Origin of the sequence: Persephonella marina EX-H1 (assembly GCF_000021565.1) — a bacterium.
GTDB lineage: Bacteria > Aquificota > Aquificia > Aquificales > Hydrogenothermaceae > Persephonella > Persephonella marina.
On record NC_012440.1, the window covers coordinates 602,003 to 620,614 of the forward strand.

An 18,612-nucleotide genomic window follows, 5' to 3' on the forward strand; every position below is an offset into this window, starting at 1 on the left:
TAGATTTTGACACCTACATTAAATGTTTTAAAAGAAACTATAAAGAGGCTTATCTATAAGGGTAATTACAGAGCTTTAGAAAGGATACTTGAGAAAAGTCATAAGGGAGATATTGTAGCCATATTCAGGTATCTCTCCCATCATGAGAAGATAAAAACCTTCCAGATTCTTATGGATGTAGATATAGAAAAAGCATCTGACGTTCTTTATGATCTTGATGAGGATCTCCAGCTTGAGATACTCAGATCCCTTCCTTTAAAAGAGGCTGTAAGGATACTTCTCACTTTCTCAACAGGAGAGATAGCAAAGATCATTGATAAACTCCCTGATGAGTTACAGAAACATCTACTTGAAAAACTTGAGGAGGAAGAGAGGGAGGAACTTGAAAAATACATATCCTACGGTGAGTCAAGTGTTGCTTCTCTTATAAGTGAGGATTTTATATCCGTTTTTGAGGAAAGGACTGTTGAAGAGGTTTTGAGCATAATAAAAACAGCTCCAGAGGACATAGAGATCGTCTATATATACGTCACAGATAAAAAAGAGAGGCTTGTAGGTGTTACCTCAATAAAGGAGATCCTTACAGCACCTGGAAGCGTTCAGATAAAGGATATTATGGAAAGTGATGTTATATCAATAAAGAGTAATGCAACAAAGGAAGAGGCCATTGATATATTTCGCAGATACGATCTCTTTATCCTACCCGTTGTTGATGAGGAAGATGTACTGATAGGTGTTATATACATAGATGATATCCTTGATGCTATCACAGAGAAAACGACTGAAGATATATTTAAAATGGCAGGTGCCCAGGAAGAGGAACTTTTTTACACAAACCAGATCATAAAGATAGCTAAGCTCAGACTTCCATGGCTTTTAGTTTCGGTTTTTGGGGAGATCATAACAGCATTTATCATAAGTATATTTGATTTCACTATAAAAGAGTTTCTCCCTATTATATTCTTTCTTCCCCTTCTTGCAGCCATAAGCGGTAACATCAGTTCACAGTCTGCAATCATCATATCAAGAGGTCTTGTAACGGGAAAGATTATGGAGAGCTTTAAGGACTTCCTTTATTACCTTTACAGAGAGGTTAAGGTAGCCATAGTTCTTGCATTTATAATTAGTGGCATAGTTGGAGTTATAGCCACATTATGGCTATCTCATCATATTATGGGAATGGTTATATCACTTGCTATATTCATAAATATGGTTCTTGCTGCATTTTCAGGTGGACTTTTACCTTACATACTTTTAAGAATGAACAGAGATCCTTTACTTGCAACAGGCCCTATAGTTCTTACAGTTAATGATATATTTGGGATACTTATATACCTTGGAACGGCAACATTCTTCCTTCAGTACCTTAAATTGTGATCAGGAGACCTGTCTGTAAAGTTTGAACAGTAGCTTTACTATCTTCTCAGATGAGTCCAGCATATCTTCTATAAGCTCATACGCCTCTTCTTTTTTCCCCTCTTCATAGATCTTGATTGCATTAATACCGAGTGTGTGAAGTCTCTTGTGGGCTGGTTCAATCTCGTTGAAAGTACTCAGAGCCTCATTGCCATAACCGGATATAACCTCCTTTCCCTTTGAGTAGTACCATTTTCCAAGGTTACACTGGGTGTGGTCTGTTGGACGCCAGTCCGTTTTACCTTCTATAGCTTTTATAACATTGTCCATCCAGACTGCATGATCAACAACCCTTCTGAGTAGTTCCGCTCTTATATCTTTCTTGTTTGTACACATCCTGTTCCATACTGATAGCTGGAGATTCATACATTCATCGGATAAAGAGTTTATCGTCTTCTGTAGTCTGTCTATATCAACAAGAGCAGAGGAGAGGGTGCTTATATGATCAAATATACTGTCAAATCTCTCAATATGTATCTTAAAAACCTCAAGCTGTTCATTCATCATAGCCGATATCTTTCTGTTTTCATCTAAAAGCTGTGAAAGTATGTGGCGTATCTCTTCTGAGTTTTTGAAGTTCTCATCTATTATATCCACAGAGCTTTTCATGTTTTCTTCAGTATTTTTCATCTCTTCAAAAACCTTTGATATTATCTCCTTCACGTCATTTGCACTTGATGATGTTTTCTCTGCCAGATTTCTAACCTCTTCAGCAACAACGGAAAAACCTCTTCCTATCTCTCCTGCCCTTGCCGCTTCAATAGCAGCATTTAAAGCTAAAAGGTTTGTCTGTGTTGTGATATCAAGTATAACACCCAGAACGCTGTCTATATTTGAGAGACTCTGCTTGAGTCTGTTTAATGAATCTGAAAGTTCATTTACGGACTGGATAGACCTTTTTGCTATCTCCTGTGAGCTTTTTGATATCTGACTTCCATTTTCTATAAGCTCATCAATCTCGGACTGTATATTTTTTATATGGGATATCTCATCAAGTATCTTTTTTGAATCTGCATTGACTTTTTCCAGAAAAACAGAGATGTCTGACATTTTATCTTTCAGAATATAGAGAGTTTCTCTCGGTTTAAAGGTTTTTCCTTTAATAATAGATGCTATATATATTGATCTGACAAAATCGGGGGCTGTCTCATAAAACTCCTCGTACCTCTCCTCTTTTTCAACTGGCTGGTCAGATCTTATCTCTTCCTTCCTGCTCTTAAAAAAGGAAAACATCTAAAAACCCCAGAAAAATACAGTATTTATAAAAAGTTCGGTTTTTTAACGCCTTTCTTTAATCTGTCAGCTTGCCCTCCAGATACTGCTGGTATGCTGAAAGATCTAAAAGTCCATGCCCACTTAGATTGAAGAGTATTACTTTTTCCTCACCTGTTTCCCTGCATCTTAAAGCTTCGTCAATAGCTGCCCTGACAGCATGTGCAGATTCAGGAGCTGGAATAATACCTTCAGTTCTTGCGAAATCAACAGCCGCTTTGAATATTGCTGTCTGTGGAACAGCGACAGCCTCTATAATTTTCTCTTCGTACAGTTTTGAGATAATAGGTGCCATCCCGTGATATCTCAGTCCACCTGCATGTATTGATGGTGGAATAAAATCATGTCCAAGTGTGTGCATCTTCATAAGGGGGGTCATACCTGCTGTATCTCCAAAATCATACTCATATCTGCCTTTTGTTAATGTCGGACATGATGAAGGCTCAACAGCTATAAATCTGGGATTTTTAGAGCCTTCAAGTTTATCCATAACAAATGGGAGGGATAGACCTGCAAAATTACTTCCACCTCCTGCAGATCCTATAACTATATCAGGATACTGACCTACTTTTTCAAGTTGTTTTTTAGCTTCAAGTCCTATAACCGTCTGGTGAAGTAAAACGTGGTTTAGAACACTTCCAAGAGAGTAATGTGTATCTTCTCTGCTTAACGCTTCCTCAACAGCTTCACTTATTGCAATACCGAGACTTCCAGGATTATCAGGATCTTCCTCAAGTATCCTCTTACCTGTTTCAGTGTAAGGGCTGGGACTTGGTATCACCTTTGCTCCCCATGTCTCCATAAGTACTCTTCTGTATGGCTTCTGGTGATAGCTCACCTTAACCATATATACCTTTATCTCTATACCAAAATACTGTCCTGCAAACGCAAGAGAACTCCCCCACTGCCCTGCACCTGTCTCTGTTGTTAACCTTTTTACCCCTTCCTTTGCATTATAGTAAGCCTGTGCAACAGCTGTATTGGGTTTATGACTTCCTGCAGGACTTACTCCTTCATACTTGTAGTATATTTTCGCAGGTGTATCTAAAAACTCCTCAAGCCTGTCTGCCCTTATCAGTGGTGTTGGTCTCCATATAGAGTAAATATCAAGAACCTCAGGTGGTATATCTATCCATCTTTTATCTGAAACCTCCTGTTCAATAAGGGCTTCAGGGAATAAAGCTTTAAGCTTCTCAGGACTCATAGGCTGATTTGTCTGTGGATCAAGAGGTGGTTCAAGAGGTGAGGGTAAATCTGGCAGAATGTTGTACCACTGTTTTGGTATCTCATGATCTTCAAGTAAGATCTTTTTCATATCTCAAACCTCATACCTTATTTAGATATTAATAATAGTGAACCTGGAATAGTTTTGACAACAGTGTATAGATATGATCTGTATCTTCCTGATAAAATAAAAACAAAAAAGGAGAAAGAGATGGGTAAAATAGCTTTTGTATTTCCTGGTCAGGGATCACAGTATAAAGGAATGGGTAGGGATATATATGAGAGCTACCCACAGATCAGGGAACTTCATGAGAAGGTAAATGAGAGACTTGGTTTTGATCTTACAGAGATAATTTTTGAGGATGATCAGAAAATAAATCTGACACAGTTTACGCAGCCGGCACTCGTTCTAACATCTTACTCGGTATTTTATGCATTAAAGGATAAAAAGCCTGACCTTCTTCCTGATTATTTAGCGGGACATTCACTTGGTGAATTTACAGCACTTGCTGTAGGTGGAAGTATCGATCCTGTTGATGCTGTCTGGATAACACATATTAGGGGAAAGCTTATGCAGGAGGCTGTTCCTGAGGGTGTGGGAGGAATGGCAGCAATTATAGGATTAAAGTCCGAGGATATAGAGAAGATTATAAAGGATATAAATGGGGTTGTTGAGATCGCAAACTACAACTCATATGAACAGACTGTTATATCAGGAGAGAAAGAGGCTGTCGAGAAGGCAATGAAGATACTTAAAGAGAAAGGAGCCAAGAAGGTTGTTCCACTTGCTGTTTCAGTTCCTGCCCACTCATCACTTTTAAGGGATAAAGCTGAGGAATTTGGGAAGTATCTTGATGAGATACAGATAAAAGATTTAAAAATACCTGTTGTTTCAAATGTTACAGCAAGACCTATAAAGGGATCTGATGAGATAAAGGAGGAGCTTAAGGTTCACTTCTACTCTCCTGTCAGGTGGGTTCAGTCTGTAGAGTTCATGATAAAAGATGGTGTAAACAGCTTTTATGAGATAGGACCTAAAAAGGTTCTGTCTGGACTAATTAAGAGAATTGATAGATCTTTAAATATAAAAAATGTTGAAAATTTAGAGGATATTGAAAAGTTATGAACAAAACTGTTTTTATAACGGCAACGGACACAGGTGTTGGAAAGACCATAGTCTCAGCTGCTCTTGCATCAATACTGAGAAGTCAGGGAAAGAATGTAGGTTATTTTAAGCCTGTAGAGACAGGATGTGATCCCCTGTGTCCTGACGCCCTCCTTCTATCAAAGATAACAGGCCAGCATTACGATGAGGTTGTTCTATACAGATTTAAAGAGGCTGTTGCACCTTATGTCGCAGAAAGGGAGGAGGGAAAACATATAAAGATAGATCTTATATCTGAAAAGATAAAACATCTTCAGCAGATCTATGAGTATCTTATTATTGAAGGGGCTGGTGGTGTTGCTGTTCCAATAACATACCACAGGGATAAGATATACACATACCTTGATCTTATCTCGGATCTAGATCTGGGTGCAGTAGTGGTCTCAAGGGCCTCTCTGGGAACTATAAATCATACTTATCTGACAGTAGAATCAATGAAAAGAAGAAATATAAGAATAAAAGGGATAATCCTGAATGAAAGGTCAGAATCCCCTTCTCTTGCAGAGCAGACAAACCCAAAGATAATTGAAAAGATGACAGGTGTTCCGGTTATAACGATCTGTGAAAAAGGTAAGATACCTCTTCTGATATGTATAGAAAGGCTTAAAGCAAAGATAGAAGAGATATTTGGATGATGTTCTATATAGGCTGTTCAGGATATTTTTACTGGGGATGGAAAGGAAAGTTTTATCCTCCTGAGATAAAACCTTCAAACTGGTTTGATTATTATTCTGATTTTTTCAATACTGTTGAGATAAACTCAACATTTTATAACTTTCCAAAGGAAAAAAATCTCAAAAACTGGTATAGAAAAGCCCCAGAGAATTTTATTTTCAGCGTTAAGGTCCACAGATCAATAACCCATCTGAAAAAGTTTAAAGACACTAAAGATACCCTTGATGAATTTTACTCTGTTGTGAAAAACAGTCTGAAAGAGAAATTAGGAGCTGTTCTCTTTCAGCTTCCTCCATCCTTCAGGTATTCCGATGAAAATCTCAGAATAATTATAGATCAGCTTGATCCTGATTTTATAAATGTTGTTGAGTTCAGGGAGAAAAGCTGGTGGAATGATAATGTTTACGATACACTTGATAATCATAATATAATCTTCTGCAGTGTAAGTGCACCTGGACTTCCTGATGATATTATAAAAACAGGAAACGGCATATACATTAGATTTCACGGCGTGGATAGCTGGTACAGATATGACTATTCAGATGATCAGCTTGAGTCCTGGGCGAAAAGAATCTTAGAGATTAAAGCTGATAAAAACTTCATATATTTCAACAATGATTTTAATGCCTACGCACCAAAAAATGCATTAAAGCTAAAAGAGTTAATAGATAAATATAAATAGAGCTGTTATAAAAGCTGTTGATAAAAGAAGGTAAAGCATAACTTTTGTTATGTATTTATCACCAAAGATGTATATATAAACAAATTTAAAAAAGCTGTTAGACAGAACAGCAATCAGTATACCTTTGATAGCTATAACCTGTGCTAAACCTTCCTTGGCCATAACTGAAAGGGAAAGTGTTATAGCATCAACATCTATAACTCCCGATATGAAGCTCGCCATATATATTCCTTTTTCTCCGTAAAAGTGCTGGAGGAGCTTTGTTATAAACATTATAAGACCGTAAATGATTCCAAACTGGAGTGCTGATGTTATCTCAAATGGGTTTGAAAATGAGATATCCTTACTTGATGCCTCAATGATCTTTTCCTTATTTCTGATAAAAACGTAAAGTATTATAACTATATAGACAGATGATATTGCTATCATAGGTATTATAAGATGGATAACAAGATCAAGATTTATTATTCCTGAAAGTATCAGAACTCTGAAGTTCATAATAAGCCATGCCAGTATGATACCAAAAAGAGCAGAGTATAAAACGGCAGAGTACTTTTTAGAAAGCTTTGAAAGCTCAAAGCTCACAGCTGTGGAAGAGATAAGACCACCTATAACTCCGGTCAGCCAGAGCTGTTTTGTTCCTTTCCACCTTAATATAACGTAGGATATAAAATCAAGTGATGATACTATAACAACCATCTTCCATATCTCTTTAGGATTGAAGGCGTTTAAAGGTCCCATATACCTGTCAGGAAGTAAGGGGTATATAATCACGGTGATAAGGGCGAATTTAAGTATAGCCTTTATATCTTCCTGTGATAACTTCTTTGCAAAATCTTCCAGAGTTTTTTTCAGTGCAAGAAGGATTGTTGTTATTACAGCGATAAATGCTGCAACATAGTAATGCTCATAGTAGATAATAACTCCCATCATAAATGTTATTATTGTTGCTATCTCAGTTGTAGCACCTATATCCTTCTGGTATTCAAGATAAAAGTTGAGTATTGTAAGTAAAACAAGACCTCCAAAAACTATGTAGAGTATTCCAGACCAGTAGACATCATTTATATATGCTGATAATGTTCCCATTATGGATATAAGGGGGAATGTCCTTATTCCTGCAAAAGTTTCCTCTTTAGTTCTGTGTTCCCTTTCAAGACCTATTATCAGACCTGTTGAGAGTGAGAATAAAATCTTGAATATCAGGCTGTACGTCTGGATATCAATCATTATTTCCATCTATCATCCTCTTGAATCCTTCAAGCTTATTTAGCTCTTTTTCCGATAATCTCCTTTCGTTATATTTTTTTAATCTGATAATAACCCCCTCTTTTCCTTTAATTATATGTTTTTCAAGAGTCTGTTTAAATATAAGATTGTCATCTTCTATTATTCCAGCGTATACGAGACAGTCACCAAGGGTTTTCATTATATTATCAAGATCCCTTCTCCTTCTATCAGGAAGTATAAAATCAATCTTTATCTCTACGGGATCCTTTAAGGGTTCTCCACTACTCTGTTTCTGTAACTCCCATATAGCTCTGTTTATTTTCAGTGAAACATCTTTGGGAACAATGTATCTCTTCCCAGATTTTGAAAAAGCTCTTAAATTTATTTTTACCCTGTTAGCCTTTGAGGGAGGAATAAAGGATAAAAAGTATATATTCATTTCATACTCCTTTTCATTTTGAAATTTTTTCCATTTCAATCTGAAAATTATCTTGCTTTTAATATAAAAAAATATTCGTATTTTAGAATAAGACCCGCTTTAAAAAATTGATCTAAATCAATATTCAATTTGTTTTGGCATACTTATTGCTATATTAAAAATATCATCAGAATAAGAAGTTTCAACGGTTAGATGTTGTTAACCTAAACTTTTTACTATATATTAATGTCGTTATATTTTATTAACAGTTAAGGATGGTTATTAACACGTAAAAAATCTTAAGAAGGAATATATACTAAAAACAGGAGGTATATTCATGAAGAAATTAAAATTTCTCGTCGCCTCGGTGGCAGGATCATTAACATTCTCTATGGCAGCATCAGCTGCAGACTTCCTGATCTGGGTGGATGACGCTCACAAGCTATTAGGAAAGCCTGACGTCAGGTTTGTTGATGGGGATTCACCTAAAAAGTTCAAGGAAGGACATATCCCTGGATCTGTAAATGCATTTGCTCACGATCTCCACTACCTTGAGGATATCAGAAAGTGTGACGGTCTCCCTATGTGTCCTGATAGAGCTGCTGAGTTTATAGGAAAGGTTCTTGGCATTGATAACAATACAACTGTGATAGCTTATGATGATGGTAGAGGCCCTAACGCATCAGGTGTATGGTTTTTCCTCTCCCTCTACGGTGTTAAAGATGTAAAAATGATGGATGGTGGATTTGCCACATGGGAAAGTAAAGGTTATGAAGTTGAAAAAGGTGAAGGCAAAAAGCCATCTCCAAAAACATTCAAGGTTAATGTTAACAGAGATATGATCGCTACTAAAGAGGAAGTTTTAAAGGCTGTTGAGGACATAAAGAAGAACGGAAAGAACAGCCAGTACTTCATACTTGATGCGAGAAGGTTTGCAGAATATACAGGTAAAAAGCTTTTAGATGCCCTTGAAAAACCAGGAAAGCATATAACTGTTGCTAGAGGTGGGCATATTCCAGGAGCTGTTTTCTTTGAGTGGAAAAAGGTTGCTGGAAACTCAAAAGGAAAGCCAGGGAAACATCTTTTCAAACCATTAAAGAAACTCAAAAAAGCATTTTATAAAAAGTTAGGTAAAAAGGGTCTCACTCCTGACAAAACTGTTATCACATACTGCCATGTTGGTCTCGGAAGAGGATCGTTTATCTACGCAGCACTTAAACTTGTTGGACATAAGAAGGCTAAAGTTTATGTAGGATCATGGGACGAATGGGGTAACACTCCAGAACTTCCAGTTGAAAAATAAAATCAGGGGGGAACTCCCCCTTCCTTTAACTAAAAGGAGGTAAAAGATGGAACATATAGATCATCTCTTGATGGGACTGTTGACAGGAGCCCTTTTCGGAATAGTGCTTCACAAGGTAGGAGCAATAAGATACTCACGTGTAGAAGGGATGCTTCTTCTCAGAGATCTGAAAATAATGAAATTCGCATTTATGGGAATAGCAACAGCCTCTCTAATATATGGACTGGCAGATATATTTGGTTTTGCAGAACAGGCTAATCTTATCCCAAGGGTTATGCCTTATATGGGAATTGCTCATGTTGTTGGGGGATTTTTATTTGGAATTGCTATGGCATCTGCTGGATTCTGTCCAGGAACATGTGTTGCAAGGGTTGGAGCTGGTAAATTCATCTCTATTGCTGGCGTAATTGGATTGATACTTGGTATCATTATCTATGCAAATATACAGCCTATGCTGGTTGAAGTTGGTATTCTTGGTTCAAAGGAGAAGATAACACTCCACGGTGTTCTCGGTGTTCCTTACGGTGCTCTTGCAGTTGTCTGGGGAGTGCTTTTTATCATATTTGCCCTCCTCGCTGACTGGTTAGATCCAGCGAGAAAGATGGGACTTGACAGAACTGATGAAAATCTCTCATTAACCGAAAAAGTAATAAAAGGTGAGTGGCACTGGGCTGTATCAGGAGTTCTTGCAGGATCAATAATTGCATGGGCTACAGCTCAGGGAGAGTATCTTGGGTTTTCCGGTGGTGCTCTTGCTTTTGTAGGCTGGATGTCCCATCTGATAGGATACCCGATCTCAATAGTTCCAAAGGTTAACGAGACAATTTTATGGCATGCAGGACTGATAATGGGTGTTATACCTGGAGCATTTTTAAGTGCGATAATCTCAAGAACATTTAAGTTTGATCCTGTTCCACCTGCTTTTGCAAAGGGAGTGGCTCCATTTCCATGGGTAAGGATGATTCTTGTTTTCTTTGCAGGTATTTTCCTGGCACTTGGAGCTATGATAGGTGGTGGATGTACAACAGGTGCTTTCCTTTCAGCATATCCGACACTTTCAGTAGGACCTATGGCAATGTCAGCCACATACTTTGCTGTCGGTGTGTTAACAGCGAACCTTATATACTTTGGAAGGTGGAGCAGATTTATTCAGGCTAAGAAAGAGTCTGATCAGGTATATGATTAAGATTGGAGAGGTAGGAAGATGAGCATGATTGAAAGACTGCTTTTCTGGATAGCAATTTTGATCCTTTCAGTAGCTGTAATCGGTCTGAAAATAGATCTCTCAAAGCTGGAACAGAAGGCAAAAGAAACTTCCTCTTACACCGTTTCCTCTGAGGATGAAGGAGGTGAAGAAGAATGAATCCTAAGATAGAGAGAATAATATACATATCAATTATAGCTATCCTTTCCATTGTACTTTTAGGTTACGGTAAGAAAGAGATAGAACTCCAGAAACAGATACCATTAACAGCTGAGGAACTTTATAAGAAACTCAGCAATCCAAAAGTCACAATACAGATAATAGATGTTAGACCTTATGAGGTTCCTGAAGAGGAAGAGGATGAAGCTGAAGAGATAGATTACTACACAGGAGCTCATATACCAGGTGCGATCCCATTTCCCGATTGTGATGAGTCAAAAACACCTGAAGAGGCTCTTGAGCAGATAAATCCTTATCTTCCAACTGTTATAGTCTCAAGAGATGGAGATCCTGAAATATTCAAGAGATGTGCCCAGAAGTTCTCTATAGCCCAGAATTTAGCAGGAGGTATAGCAGCCTGGGATGATGAAGGATATCCTGAGGATGAAGGAGAGTACGAACCACCTAAAGCCGGTGGCGGCGGTGGATGTCTATAAAAAAGAAGATAAAAAGGAGGTAAGATATATGGCTTTGACAAGAAGGGAGTTTCTAAAAGCCCTGAGCATAACAGGAGCTGGAATCTCAGTTGGTGGAAATGCAGCTTTCGCTAAGGATGCCATGATTGTAGAAGATCCAAGAGCTTCATACCCTAACAGCTCCTTTACAGAAAGTATGTACAGAAAAGAGTTCGCCTATACTTACGGAAAGAAAGAGGAACACGGAACAGCTTACCACTGTGTTAACTGTCAGGGTAACTGTGCATGGGATGTATGGGTAAACAACGGAATCATAACAAGGGAAAATCAGGTTGCTAACTACACACCTATCAATCCTAAAATTCCTGATTTTAACCCGAGAGGTTGTAACAAGGGAGTTCAGCACTCACAGGTTACATATGAAAAGGACAGAATACTCTATCCTCTGAAAAGGGTTGGAAAAAGAGGAGAAGGAAAATGGAAAAGAATAAGCTGGGATGAGGCTATAACTGAGATAGCACAGAATATATACAGAACAATGCTGGAAAAAGGACCGGAAGGTCTTTATATCCACGTTGGAGCCGGAATGCTTACAGAAGCAAGAGGTGCAGCTGGAAAAAGACTCGGAACACTTCTTGGAGCTGTCAGACCTTACATAGCATCTTATGTTGGTGATATGTTCCCGGGAGTTTCGCTTGTCTACGGTGAAGGTAATATAGGATGTTCTTACGACTTCTTCTACACAACAGATGTTAATATCTGGTGGGGTCAGGATCCAAATAAAACAAGAATTCCTGATGCCCATTTCGTATGGGAAGGAAAGTACAACGGATCAAAACAGATTGTTATAACACCTGACTTTAACTCAACATGTATTCATGCAGACCTCTGGGTACCTGTTAAAGCGGGATATGACGGATTTCTCGCAATGTCTATAATAAATGAGATTCTCGAGAAGAAACTTTACAAACCTAAATTCATAAAAACATTCACCGATCTTCCATTCCTTGTAAGACTTGATAATAAAAAGCTCCTAAGACTTGAGGATATAGATCTTGAAAATCCGCCTGAGATATTTGATGAAGAGGTTTACCACATTTTTGAAGAAAAAGGCGAGGGTAAAGAGTTTCACCCTGAAGAGACTTTCTTCGCATGGAACTTAAATAACAACAAGCTTACAGTTATGCCTGGATCTGAAGGTTCACCTGTAAAAACATTAAGACTGAAAGATGTAGGCTGGGATATAGATCCTGCACTTGAAGGAGAGTGGGAAGTTAAGCTTAAAGATGGAAAGACTGTAAAAGTAACAACGGTATTTGAGCTTTTAAAGAGAGAAGCTGCAAAATTCCCTGCGGAGAAAACATGGAAACTTACAGGGGTTCATCCAAAGATTGTTGAAGAGCTTGCCAAGGATATAGCTCTTCCAAAGGTTGTTATGATATCTATGGGATTCACAATCGGTAAGTATTTCAACGGTCTCCTCGCACAGAGAGCTATAGCATCAATACCAGGTCTTGTAGGAAGACTTGGACCTTATGGTGGATTTAACACAGAAAACGAGTGGTCAATATCAGGAATGGGTAAACTATCGGGATTTTCAGGTAAGTACAAGCAGAGATTTGCCTCAGGATTTACAAGTGAGTTTGTTTTAGGAGAGATGTTAAAGGATGTTGAAAAACTTTACTCTGATGAGGATATAAGAAGAGCTACAGGTCTTTCTAAAGATGAGTATCTGAAGAAAGTAAAAGATATGCTAAACAACTACGGAACAGACGAGAAATGGAAGGATAGTATAGGTAAAAAGGACGGTAAACCATACTGGGATACTGTAGAAACATTCCTCATATTTGCTGACTCAAGATTCAGAAGAAATAAAGGTGATACATACAGAGAGGCATTCCTTAAAAAGGCTAAATTCTTTGCGTACGTTGACTGGAGAATGAACTCAACTGCTCAGTATGCTGATATCGTTCTTCCTGCAAAGTCTATGTATGAGGTATGGGATATAAGAACAAACCCTGGATACCACAGATATGCCAATATGGCTCAGCCGCCACAGAATCTTAAACCTGTTGGAGAATCAAAATCGGAATGGGAGATCTGTACACTTATAGTTGAGAAACTTGAGGAGATAGCAAAGAAGAAGTATGAGGAAACAGGAGATGAGAGATACATAAAAATACCTGATCCAACGCACTCTAAAACAGGATACAGAGAGCTTGATAAGGTTGTTAAGGAGTTCACACTTGACGGACATCTCAGAACTGATAAAGATGCTGTTCATCTTGCACTTGAAAATGTTGAGCAGTTTAAACCTAACACATTTGAGACTGTAAGAAAGAGAGGAGGTTTCCTCCAGCTTAACGAAAAAGGTGGAAAAACATCTCCACTTTATCCAGATAAACCTTACAACTCTTTTGAGAACAACCTTTACCTCTTTGAAAGATTTGAAACACTTTCAGGAAGATTAACCTACTATGTTGATCATGATCTCTGGATTGAGGCAGGAGTAGCAGTACCTACAGCGCATGAGCCTATAAGACCAAGAAGATATCCGTTTGTACTGATGTCACCACACGCAAGATGGTCGATACACTCAACATACAAAACATCAACAATACTTATGAGACTCCAAAGGGGTGTTCCTTACGTTATGATAAATCCAGAGATAGCTGAGAAGAAGGGAATAAAAGATGGTGACGAGATAAAAGTATTTAACGACCTTGGTGAGTTTTACGCCATGGCAAAGGTTTATCCATCATGTCCTAAGGATGCGATCATAATAGAGCATGGATGGGAACCTTTCATGTTCAAAGGCAATAAATCTCACAACACTGTTGTTGCTTCTCCATTAAATCTTCTTGAGCTTTCAGACGGATGGGGACATCTGAAGTTTGGTGGAAACTGGGATGGTAATCAGCACGCATACACAACATCTGTGGATATAGAAAAAGCATAACAAGGAGGTAAAGATAGATGTCTAAAAGACAGCTTGCGATGGTTATGGATTTAAATAAATGTATAGGATGTCAGACATGTACAGTTGCCTGCAAAACACAGTGGACAAACAGAAACGGCAGGGAGTACATGTACTGGAACAATGTTGAAACACAGCCTGGAACAGGATATCCAAGGAACTGGATGGAAGCAGGAGGTGGATTTGATTCTGAAGGGAATCTGAAAGACGGTATTATCCCTGATATGGTTCTTGATTATGGTGTTCCGTGGGATTATAACCATGATGAGCTTTTTGGTAATGCTGATCAGACAGTTCTTTCACCTAATACTGACCCTGTTTGGGGACCTAACTGGGATGAGGATGTGGGAGAAGGAGACTGGCCGAACTCATACTTCTTCTATCTCCCAAGGATATGCAACCACTGTTCAAACCCCGGCTGTCTTGCTGCATGTCCAAGGGAAGCGATATTCAAAAGAGAGCAGGATGGTATAGTTCTCGTTGATCTTGATAGATGTCAGGGATACAGATACTGTATAGCAGGTTGTCCTTATAAAAAGATCTACTTTAATCCAAAAATATCAAAATCAGAAAAATGTATATTCTGTTTCCCAAGAATAGAAAGGGGACTTCCACCGGCATGTGCCCATCAGTGTGTTGGTAGAATAAGATTTGTAGGATTCCTTGATGATCAGGAATCTCAGGTTTACAAACTTGTCCATAAGTACAAGGTCGCACTTCCCCTCAGACCAGATTTTGGAACACAGCCAAACGTTTACTATGTTCCACCTCTTGAAGGTCCACCGAAGTTTGATGACGAAGGAAAGCCAATAGAGGGAAGTGGAAGAATACCTGTTGAGTTCCTTGAAAAACTTTTCGGACCGGAAGTTCATCAGGCTCTTAAAACACTTAAAGAAGAGATGGAGAAAAGAAAGAGAGGAGAAGAATCAGAACTTATGGATATTCTTATAGCTTACAACCATGCTGACATGTTCAGACTTGATGAGAACTACTACCAGGGTATAGCTGAGCAGAAAGGCCTTAAAGGAACGGAGTTCTTCAGAATTATTGATGAGAGGTACATTCAGGGGGCTAACACGCAGAAAGTAGAGGTAAAACAGTACTTTAATGTATCCGGTGTAAATCACAAAGAAAACCATTAAAAGAAGGATTAAGGAGGAAAGAGATAATGAATAGAGGCTTAAAAGCTGGGTTACTTGGATTATCACTGATAGCCTTCACAGCTACAGCCGGAGAAAAGGAGTTTTTTAAGTACGAGGTTATAAATGGAAAGTACGTTGAGGGAGAGATATCCGCTGATCCGGATGATAAGATCTGGAAAACGGCAAGAGGTAAAGATGTTTATCTCTACCCTCAGATAACTGTAAGGCTGAACGATAAAAAGGCAAACAGCCTGATACCAAAGAAGAAAAAGGTAACAGCAAGAGTTAAAGTTGTTTATAACAGTAAAAATATAGCTGTTTATGTAAGATGGAAGGATGATACACCTTCTATCCAGCCTGTTTACGATACAGATGCCTTTGGTGATGGTGTCAGTGTTGAGTTTCCAAACAGGTTTGGAAAAGGTATATCACTGCCGTATGTTGGGATGGGTGATGAGAACCATCCTGTAACTGTGTATCTCCAGAAAAATGTGGCAGGAAGGGATTACCAGAAGGTATTTATCTCTAAAGGTTTTGGATCGCTGACGGAGATAGAGGAAGATGGTGTTGAGATATCAATGAAGTACAATGAAGAAACGAAGGAATGGACAGCTGTTTTCAAAAGACCTTTAAAAACGGATATCAGCAATCTGAAATCAGGTCTCGTACCAGTTGCTTTTGCAATCTGGGATGGAGATAAATACGAGAGAGACGGAAACAAGGTTCTTTCAAGATGGAAGTTTATAAAACTCGGAAAGTTCCCTATAAATGAGGATTATGTAAAGTATGTATCCTGGGGAACACCTTATATTGACTGGTATAGAAAGGACAGAAAAGAGGATATAGGAGATCCTGTAAGAGGTAAAAAGCTTGCTATAGAAAATGGCTGTAACTCCTGCCACAGATTTGATGACCAGAGGATAGCCCCTGCCGGTATGGCTCCTGACCTGTCAAATATAGGAGTTATAGCAAATGCTGTATATATAAAAGAATCCATAATCAACCCTAACGATGTGATAATCAGAAACCTGAATCTTAACAGACATTACAACAAAGGGGCACAGCCTGATAAATTCAGAGCATACCCTAACAACGATATGTACCAGTGGTACATAATGATGGATGGCAAAAGACAGTCAAAGATGCCGCCTTTTGATTATCTATCCCAGCAAGATATAAACGATATAGTAGCCTATCTAAAAACATTAAAAAGCTGGAAAAAATTTAAGTAGCCGGAGGTATAGGAATGAAAAGGATATTTGCATACATACTCAGCCTTGCATTTCTTTTCTCAGTAAGTCCGGCTGTGGTTTATGCACAGCAGGATGTAGCCGTAGATGAATCTGAAGATGATGAAGAAGATACAGTTGAACTTACAAGTGCCGTTATAACCGCTCTCTCCTGTGCAAAAGAAGCTGAGGAAAGTGGAGAGTTTGAGGTTCTGTCTTCATGCCCACCTATAAAAGCCTGGGAAGGTGTTGAGGATATATATACTCAGCCTCCAAAGATAGTTGTTTTTGATGTTACTGAAGGAGAGTACTACTACGTTCAGGCTTCAAAAGACAGTGTTTACTACTCTGATCTTCTTGAGGGTTTTGGTGGAAGTATAGATGGTGAAGGTTCTTTTGTTGGAGAGAAAGACGGGATAAAGGTTGTTAAGTTTGAGGAGTTTGAGATAACACCTAAACCTAAACCAGGATTCTTTAAAGGCTGTCTTTAATAAATACATAAGGAGGGTTATCTATGAGACTGGGCTTTTTGGTTGATCTAAGTAGATGTATGGGGTGTATGGCCTGTGCTGTTGCCTGTAAGGCAGAGAATGACGTTCCGCTACACAGCTGGAGGTTAAGGGTTAAGTACATAGATCAGGGTGAGTTTCCGGATGTAAAAAGGCATTTTGTTCCTTTAAGGTGCAATCACTGTGAAAACGCACCATGTGAAAGGATATGTCCTGTAGGAGCTCTCCACTACCTGCCAAACGGGATTGTGAATGTGGATCACAACAGATGTATAGGATGTGCTTCATGTATGATGGCATGTCCATACAACGCTATATACCTTGATCCTGTAACCAACTCAGCTGACAAATGTACATACTGTGCACACAGAATTGAAGTTGGAATGATGCCTGCATGTGTGGTTGCTTGTCCAACACATGCGAACATCTTTGGAGACCTTGATGATCCTGAGAGTGAGATATCAAAATACCTTAAATCACACAGGGATGTTATGGTGAGAAAGCCTGAACTTGGCACAAAACCAAAACATTTCTACGTTAGAGGTTCAACTGTTGCTCTTGATCCTCTTGCTTCTGAAAGACCTGAAGGATTTACACTGTTTACAGAAGTTAAGTTTTTAGACCATATAGGAGGGCATTAATAATGTTAGGAGCTGAAGTTACCTTTGATGTTGCATTACCTAAGGTTATATGGGGATGGCTTGTTTCAACAAATATGTGGGCTAAAAGTATAGCCACAGGTACGTTCCTTGTTGGACTTTACTTTGTGATCAGATATCCTGAAAAGGACAACTTCTTCAGAAAATGGATTCCTATCCTTGGACTTATATTCATAGGTATAACTTTACTTGTTACAGTTCTTGATCTTCACCATATGTTCAGATTCTGGAAGATATTTGTTCATGCCCACTTCACATCAGCTGTAACACTTGGGGCATGGGTTGTTTCAGGATTTGTGATAGTTCTTCTTTTATCTTTCTGGTCATGGGCAACAGGAAACAGAAAACTGTTTGACAGAATAATGATCCCTGGATTCATACTTGCATTTTTCTCAACAATATACACAGCAGGTATTATGGGACAGGCAACAGGAAGGGAGATATGGGTTTTTCCTGCTGAGATGATATCAATGCTTTTAAGTGCGACACTTGCAGGATCTGCAGCATTCCTCTTTATTGACAGAATCTATAAGTATGTGCTTGATGATCAGATAAGAAGAGAGCTTGGATATATACTCTTCTCAAGTGCAGGTCTGCTTTCAGCACTCTATATTGGGGAGCTTTTCTTTGCAAAGATGCACAGTGAGTTTTCCTACGAGGTTGTTAAAATACTTGCATTCGGAGATGTTGCTCCATTTTTCTGGTTAGGTCTGGTGTTTGGGTTTATAATCCCGATGATTTTAGTAGGTGTAGCTACAGAGAAGAGAAAAGGTCAGTATGCTTTCCTTGGATCTCTGAGTGCTTTAATTGGTCTGTGGCTTATAAAACATGCATGGTTAATAGCACCACAATATTTACCACTAAGTTAATCA

The 18,612-nt window shown here is 38.6% G+C and carries 18 protein-coding genes; 14 read left to right on the forward strand and 4 right to left on the reverse strand.

The features are described 5' to 3' along the window. Positions 1 to 6: 6 nt before the first annotated feature. Positions 7 to 1,377 (forward strand): magnesium transporter, encoded by a 1,371-nt coding sequence (mgtE, locus tag PERMA_RS03215; protein WP_012676042.1) that lies wholly within the window; start codon positions 7 to 9, stop codon positions 1,375 to 1,377. Here mgtE and PERMA_RS10895 read toward each other — a convergent pair whose 3' ends face one another. Beyond that, complete coding sequence (locus tag PERMA_RS10895; protein WP_012675499.1) at positions 1,378 to 2,649, reverse strand: methyl-accepting chemotaxis protein; 1,272 nt, start codon at positions 2,647 to 2,649, stop codon at positions 1,378 to 1,380. A gap of 58 nt (positions 2,650 to 2,707) precedes the next feature. Next, positions 2,708 to 4,003, reverse strand: coding sequence for a TrpB-like pyridoxal phosphate-dependent enzyme (locus PERMA_RS03225; protein ID WP_012676361.1), 1,296 nt, complete (start codon positions 4,001 to 4,003; stop codon positions 2,708 to 2,710). Positions 4,004 to 4,123: 120 nt separating this feature from the next. On the opposite strand from PERMA_RS03225, the gene fabD reads away from it, so the two are divergent. From fabD to PERMA_RS03240, 3 genes are read left to right on the forward strand one after another with little or no spacing between them, the layout of a single operon-like run. Then, positions 4,124 to 5,038, forward strand: a complete 915-nt coding sequence (gene fabD / locus PERMA_RS03230) for an ACP S-malonyltransferase (protein WP_041531014.1) — start codon at positions 4,124 to 4,126, stop codon at positions 5,036 to 5,038. After that, on the forward strand, positions 5,035 to 5,712 hold the full coding sequence (gene bioD / locus PERMA_RS03235) for a dethiobiotin synthase (RefSeq protein ID WP_012675717.1): 678 nt from the start codon (positions 5,035 to 5,037) through the stop codon (positions 5,710 to 5,712). The genes fabD and bioD overlap by 4 nt, the downstream gene beginning before the upstream one ends. Then, positions 5,709 to 6,434, forward strand: coding sequence for a DUF72 domain-containing protein (locus tag PERMA_RS03240; RefSeq protein WP_041530872.1), 726 nt, complete (start codon positions 5,709 to 5,711; stop codon positions 6,432 to 6,434). The genes bioD and PERMA_RS03240 overlap by 4 nt, the downstream gene beginning before the upstream one ends. Here the strand turns inward: PERMA_RS03240 and PERMA_RS03245 are convergent. Then, the gene (locus PERMA_RS03245) at positions 6,414 to 7,673 is read right to left on the reverse strand and encodes an MgtC/SapB family protein (RefSeq protein ID WP_012676684.1); all 1,260 of its coding nucleotides are present in this window, start codon (positions 7,671 to 7,673) and stop codon (positions 6,414 to 6,416) included. The genes PERMA_RS03240 and PERMA_RS03245 overlap by 21 nt on opposite strands. Next, positions 7,657 to 8,103 (reverse strand): RusA family crossover junction endodeoxyribonuclease, encoded by a 447-nt coding sequence (locus PERMA_RS10475; protein ID WP_012675429.1) that lies wholly within the window; start codon positions 8,101 to 8,103, stop codon positions 7,657 to 7,659. The genes PERMA_RS03245 and PERMA_RS10475 overlap by 17 nt, the downstream gene beginning before the upstream one ends. Positions 8,104 to 8,419: 316 nt before the next feature. Here PERMA_RS10475 and PERMA_RS03255 point away from each other — a divergent pair, with 316 nt between their 5' ends. From PERMA_RS03255 to nrfD, 10 genes are read left to right on the forward strand one after another with little or no spacing between them, the layout of a single operon-like run. Further along, positions 8,420 to 9,385: a sulfurtransferase gene (locus tag PERMA_RS03255; protein WP_012676305.1), complete on the forward strand. Its 966-nt coding sequence runs from the start codon at positions 8,420 to 8,422 to the stop codon at positions 9,383 to 9,385. Between the two features lie 46 nt (positions 9,386 to 9,431). Next, a complete protein-coding gene (locus tag PERMA_RS03260) occupies positions 9,432 to 10,571 on the forward strand; it encodes a YeeE/YedE thiosulfate transporter family protein (RefSeq protein WP_012675884.1) in 1,140 nt (379 codons plus the stop codon). An 18-nt stretch (positions 10,572 to 10,589) separates the two neighbouring features. Continuing rightward, entirely contained in the window at positions 10,590 to 10,748 is a 159-nt protein-coding gene (locus PERMA_RS10745; protein ID WP_187146670.1) for a hypothetical protein, read from the forward strand. After that, the gene (locus PERMA_RS03265; RefSeq protein ID WP_012676074.1) at positions 10,745 to 11,245 is read left to right on the forward strand and encodes a rhodanese-like domain-containing protein; all 501 of its coding nucleotides are present in this window, start codon (positions 10,745 to 10,747) and stop codon (positions 11,243 to 11,245) included. The genes PERMA_RS10745 and PERMA_RS03265 overlap by 4 nt, the downstream gene beginning before the upstream one ends. Positions 11,246 to 11,273: 28 nt before the next feature. Beyond that, the gene (locus PERMA_RS03270; protein ID WP_041531016.1) at positions 11,274 to 14,183 is read left to right on the forward strand and encodes a molybdopterin-dependent oxidoreductase; all 2,910 of its coding nucleotides are present in this window, start codon (positions 11,274 to 11,276) and stop codon (positions 14,181 to 14,183) included. Between the two features lie 17 nt (positions 14,184 to 14,200). After that, a complete protein-coding gene (locus PERMA_RS03275; RefSeq protein WP_012675284.1) occupies positions 14,201 to 15,343 on the forward strand; it encodes a 4Fe-4S dicluster domain-containing protein in 1,143 nt (380 codons plus the stop codon). A gap of 26 nt (positions 15,344 to 15,369) precedes the next feature. Next, a complete protein-coding gene (locus tag PERMA_RS03280; protein ID WP_012675492.1) occupies positions 15,370 to 16,575 on the forward strand; it encodes a c-type cytochrome in 1,206 nt (401 codons plus the stop codon). 14 nt (positions 16,576 to 16,589) lie between these two features. Next, positions 16,590 to 17,063, forward strand: a complete 474-nt coding sequence (locus PERMA_RS03285) for a hypothetical protein (protein ID WP_012675928.1) — start codon at positions 16,590 to 16,592, stop codon at positions 17,061 to 17,063. A 23-nt stretch (positions 17,064 to 17,086) separates the two neighbouring features. Continuing rightward, on the forward strand, positions 17,087 to 17,722 hold the full coding sequence (locus PERMA_RS03290) for a 4Fe-4S dicluster domain-containing protein (protein ID WP_012676598.1): 636 nt from the start codon (positions 17,087 to 17,089) through the stop codon (positions 17,720 to 17,722). A gap of 2 nt (positions 17,723 to 17,724) precedes the next feature. Beyond that, positions 17,725 to 18,609, forward strand: coding sequence for an NrfD/PsrC family molybdoenzyme membrane anchor subunit (gene nrfD, locus PERMA_RS03295; RefSeq protein WP_012676773.1), 885 nt, complete (start codon positions 17,725 to 17,727; stop codon positions 18,607 to 18,609). Positions 18,610 to 18,612: the final 3 nt, after the last annotated feature.

Bases quoted from the DNA above. Each gene is read 5' to 3' on its own strand.
- PERMA_RS10895 (WP_012675499.1), bottom strand. From the start codon at position 2,649: ATGTTTTCCTTTTTTAAGAGCAGGAAGGAAGAGATAAGATCTGACCAG.
- PERMA_RS03225 (WP_012676361.1), bottom strand. From the start codon at position 4,003: ATGAAAAAGATCTTACTTGAAGATCATGAGATACCAAAACAGTGGTAC.
- fabD (WP_041531014.1), top strand. From the start codon at position 4,124: ATGGGTAAAATAGCTTTTGTATTTCCTGGTCAGGGATCACAGTATAAA.
- bioD (WP_012675717.1), top strand. From the start codon at position 5,035: ATGAACAAAACTGTTTTTATAACGGCAACGGACACAGGTGTTGGAAAG.
- PERMA_RS03240 (WP_041530872.1), top strand. From the start codon at position 5,709: ATGATGTTCTATATAGGCTGTTCAGGATATTTTTACTGGGGATGGAAA.
- PERMA_RS03245 (WP_012676684.1), bottom strand. From the start codon at position 7,673: ATGGAAATAATGATTGATATCCAGACGTACAGCCTGATATTCAAGATT.
- PERMA_RS10475 (WP_012675429.1), bottom strand. From the start codon at position 8,103: ATGAATATATACTTTTTATCCTTTATTCCTCCCTCAAAGGCTAACAGG.
- PERMA_RS03255 (WP_012676305.1), top strand. From the start codon at position 8,420: ATGAAGAAATTAAAATTTCTCGTCGCCTCGGTGGCAGGATCATTAACA.
- PERMA_RS03260 (WP_012675884.1), top strand. From the start codon at position 9,432: ATGGAACATATAGATCATCTCTTGATGGGACTGTTGACAGGAGCCCTT.
- PERMA_RS10745 (WP_187146670.1), top strand. From the start codon at position 10,590: ATGAGCATGATTGAAAGACTGCTTTTCTGGATAGCAATTTTGATCCTT.
- PERMA_RS03265 (WP_012676074.1), top strand. From the start codon at position 10,745: ATGAATCCTAAGATAGAGAGAATAATATACATATCAATTATAGCTATC.
- PERMA_RS03270 (WP_041531016.1), top strand. From the start codon at position 11,274: ATGGCTTTGACAAGAAGGGAGTTTCTAAAAGCCCTGAGCATAACAGGA.
- PERMA_RS03275 (WP_012675284.1), top strand. From the start codon at position 14,201: ATGTCTAAAAGACAGCTTGCGATGGTTATGGATTTAAATAAATGTATA.
- PERMA_RS03280 (WP_012675492.1), top strand. From the start codon at position 15,370: ATGAATAGAGGCTTAAAAGCTGGGTTACTTGGATTATCACTGATAGCC.
- PERMA_RS03285 (WP_012675928.1), top strand. From the start codon at position 16,590: ATGAAAAGGATATTTGCATACATACTCAGCCTTGCATTTCTTTTCTCA.
- PERMA_RS03290 (WP_012676598.1), top strand. From the start codon at position 17,087: ATGAGACTGGGCTTTTTGGTTGATCTAAGTAGATGTATGGGGTGTATG.
- nrfD (WP_012676773.1), top strand. From the start codon at position 17,725: ATGTTAGGAGCTGAAGTTACCTTTGATGTTGCATTACCTAAGGTTATA.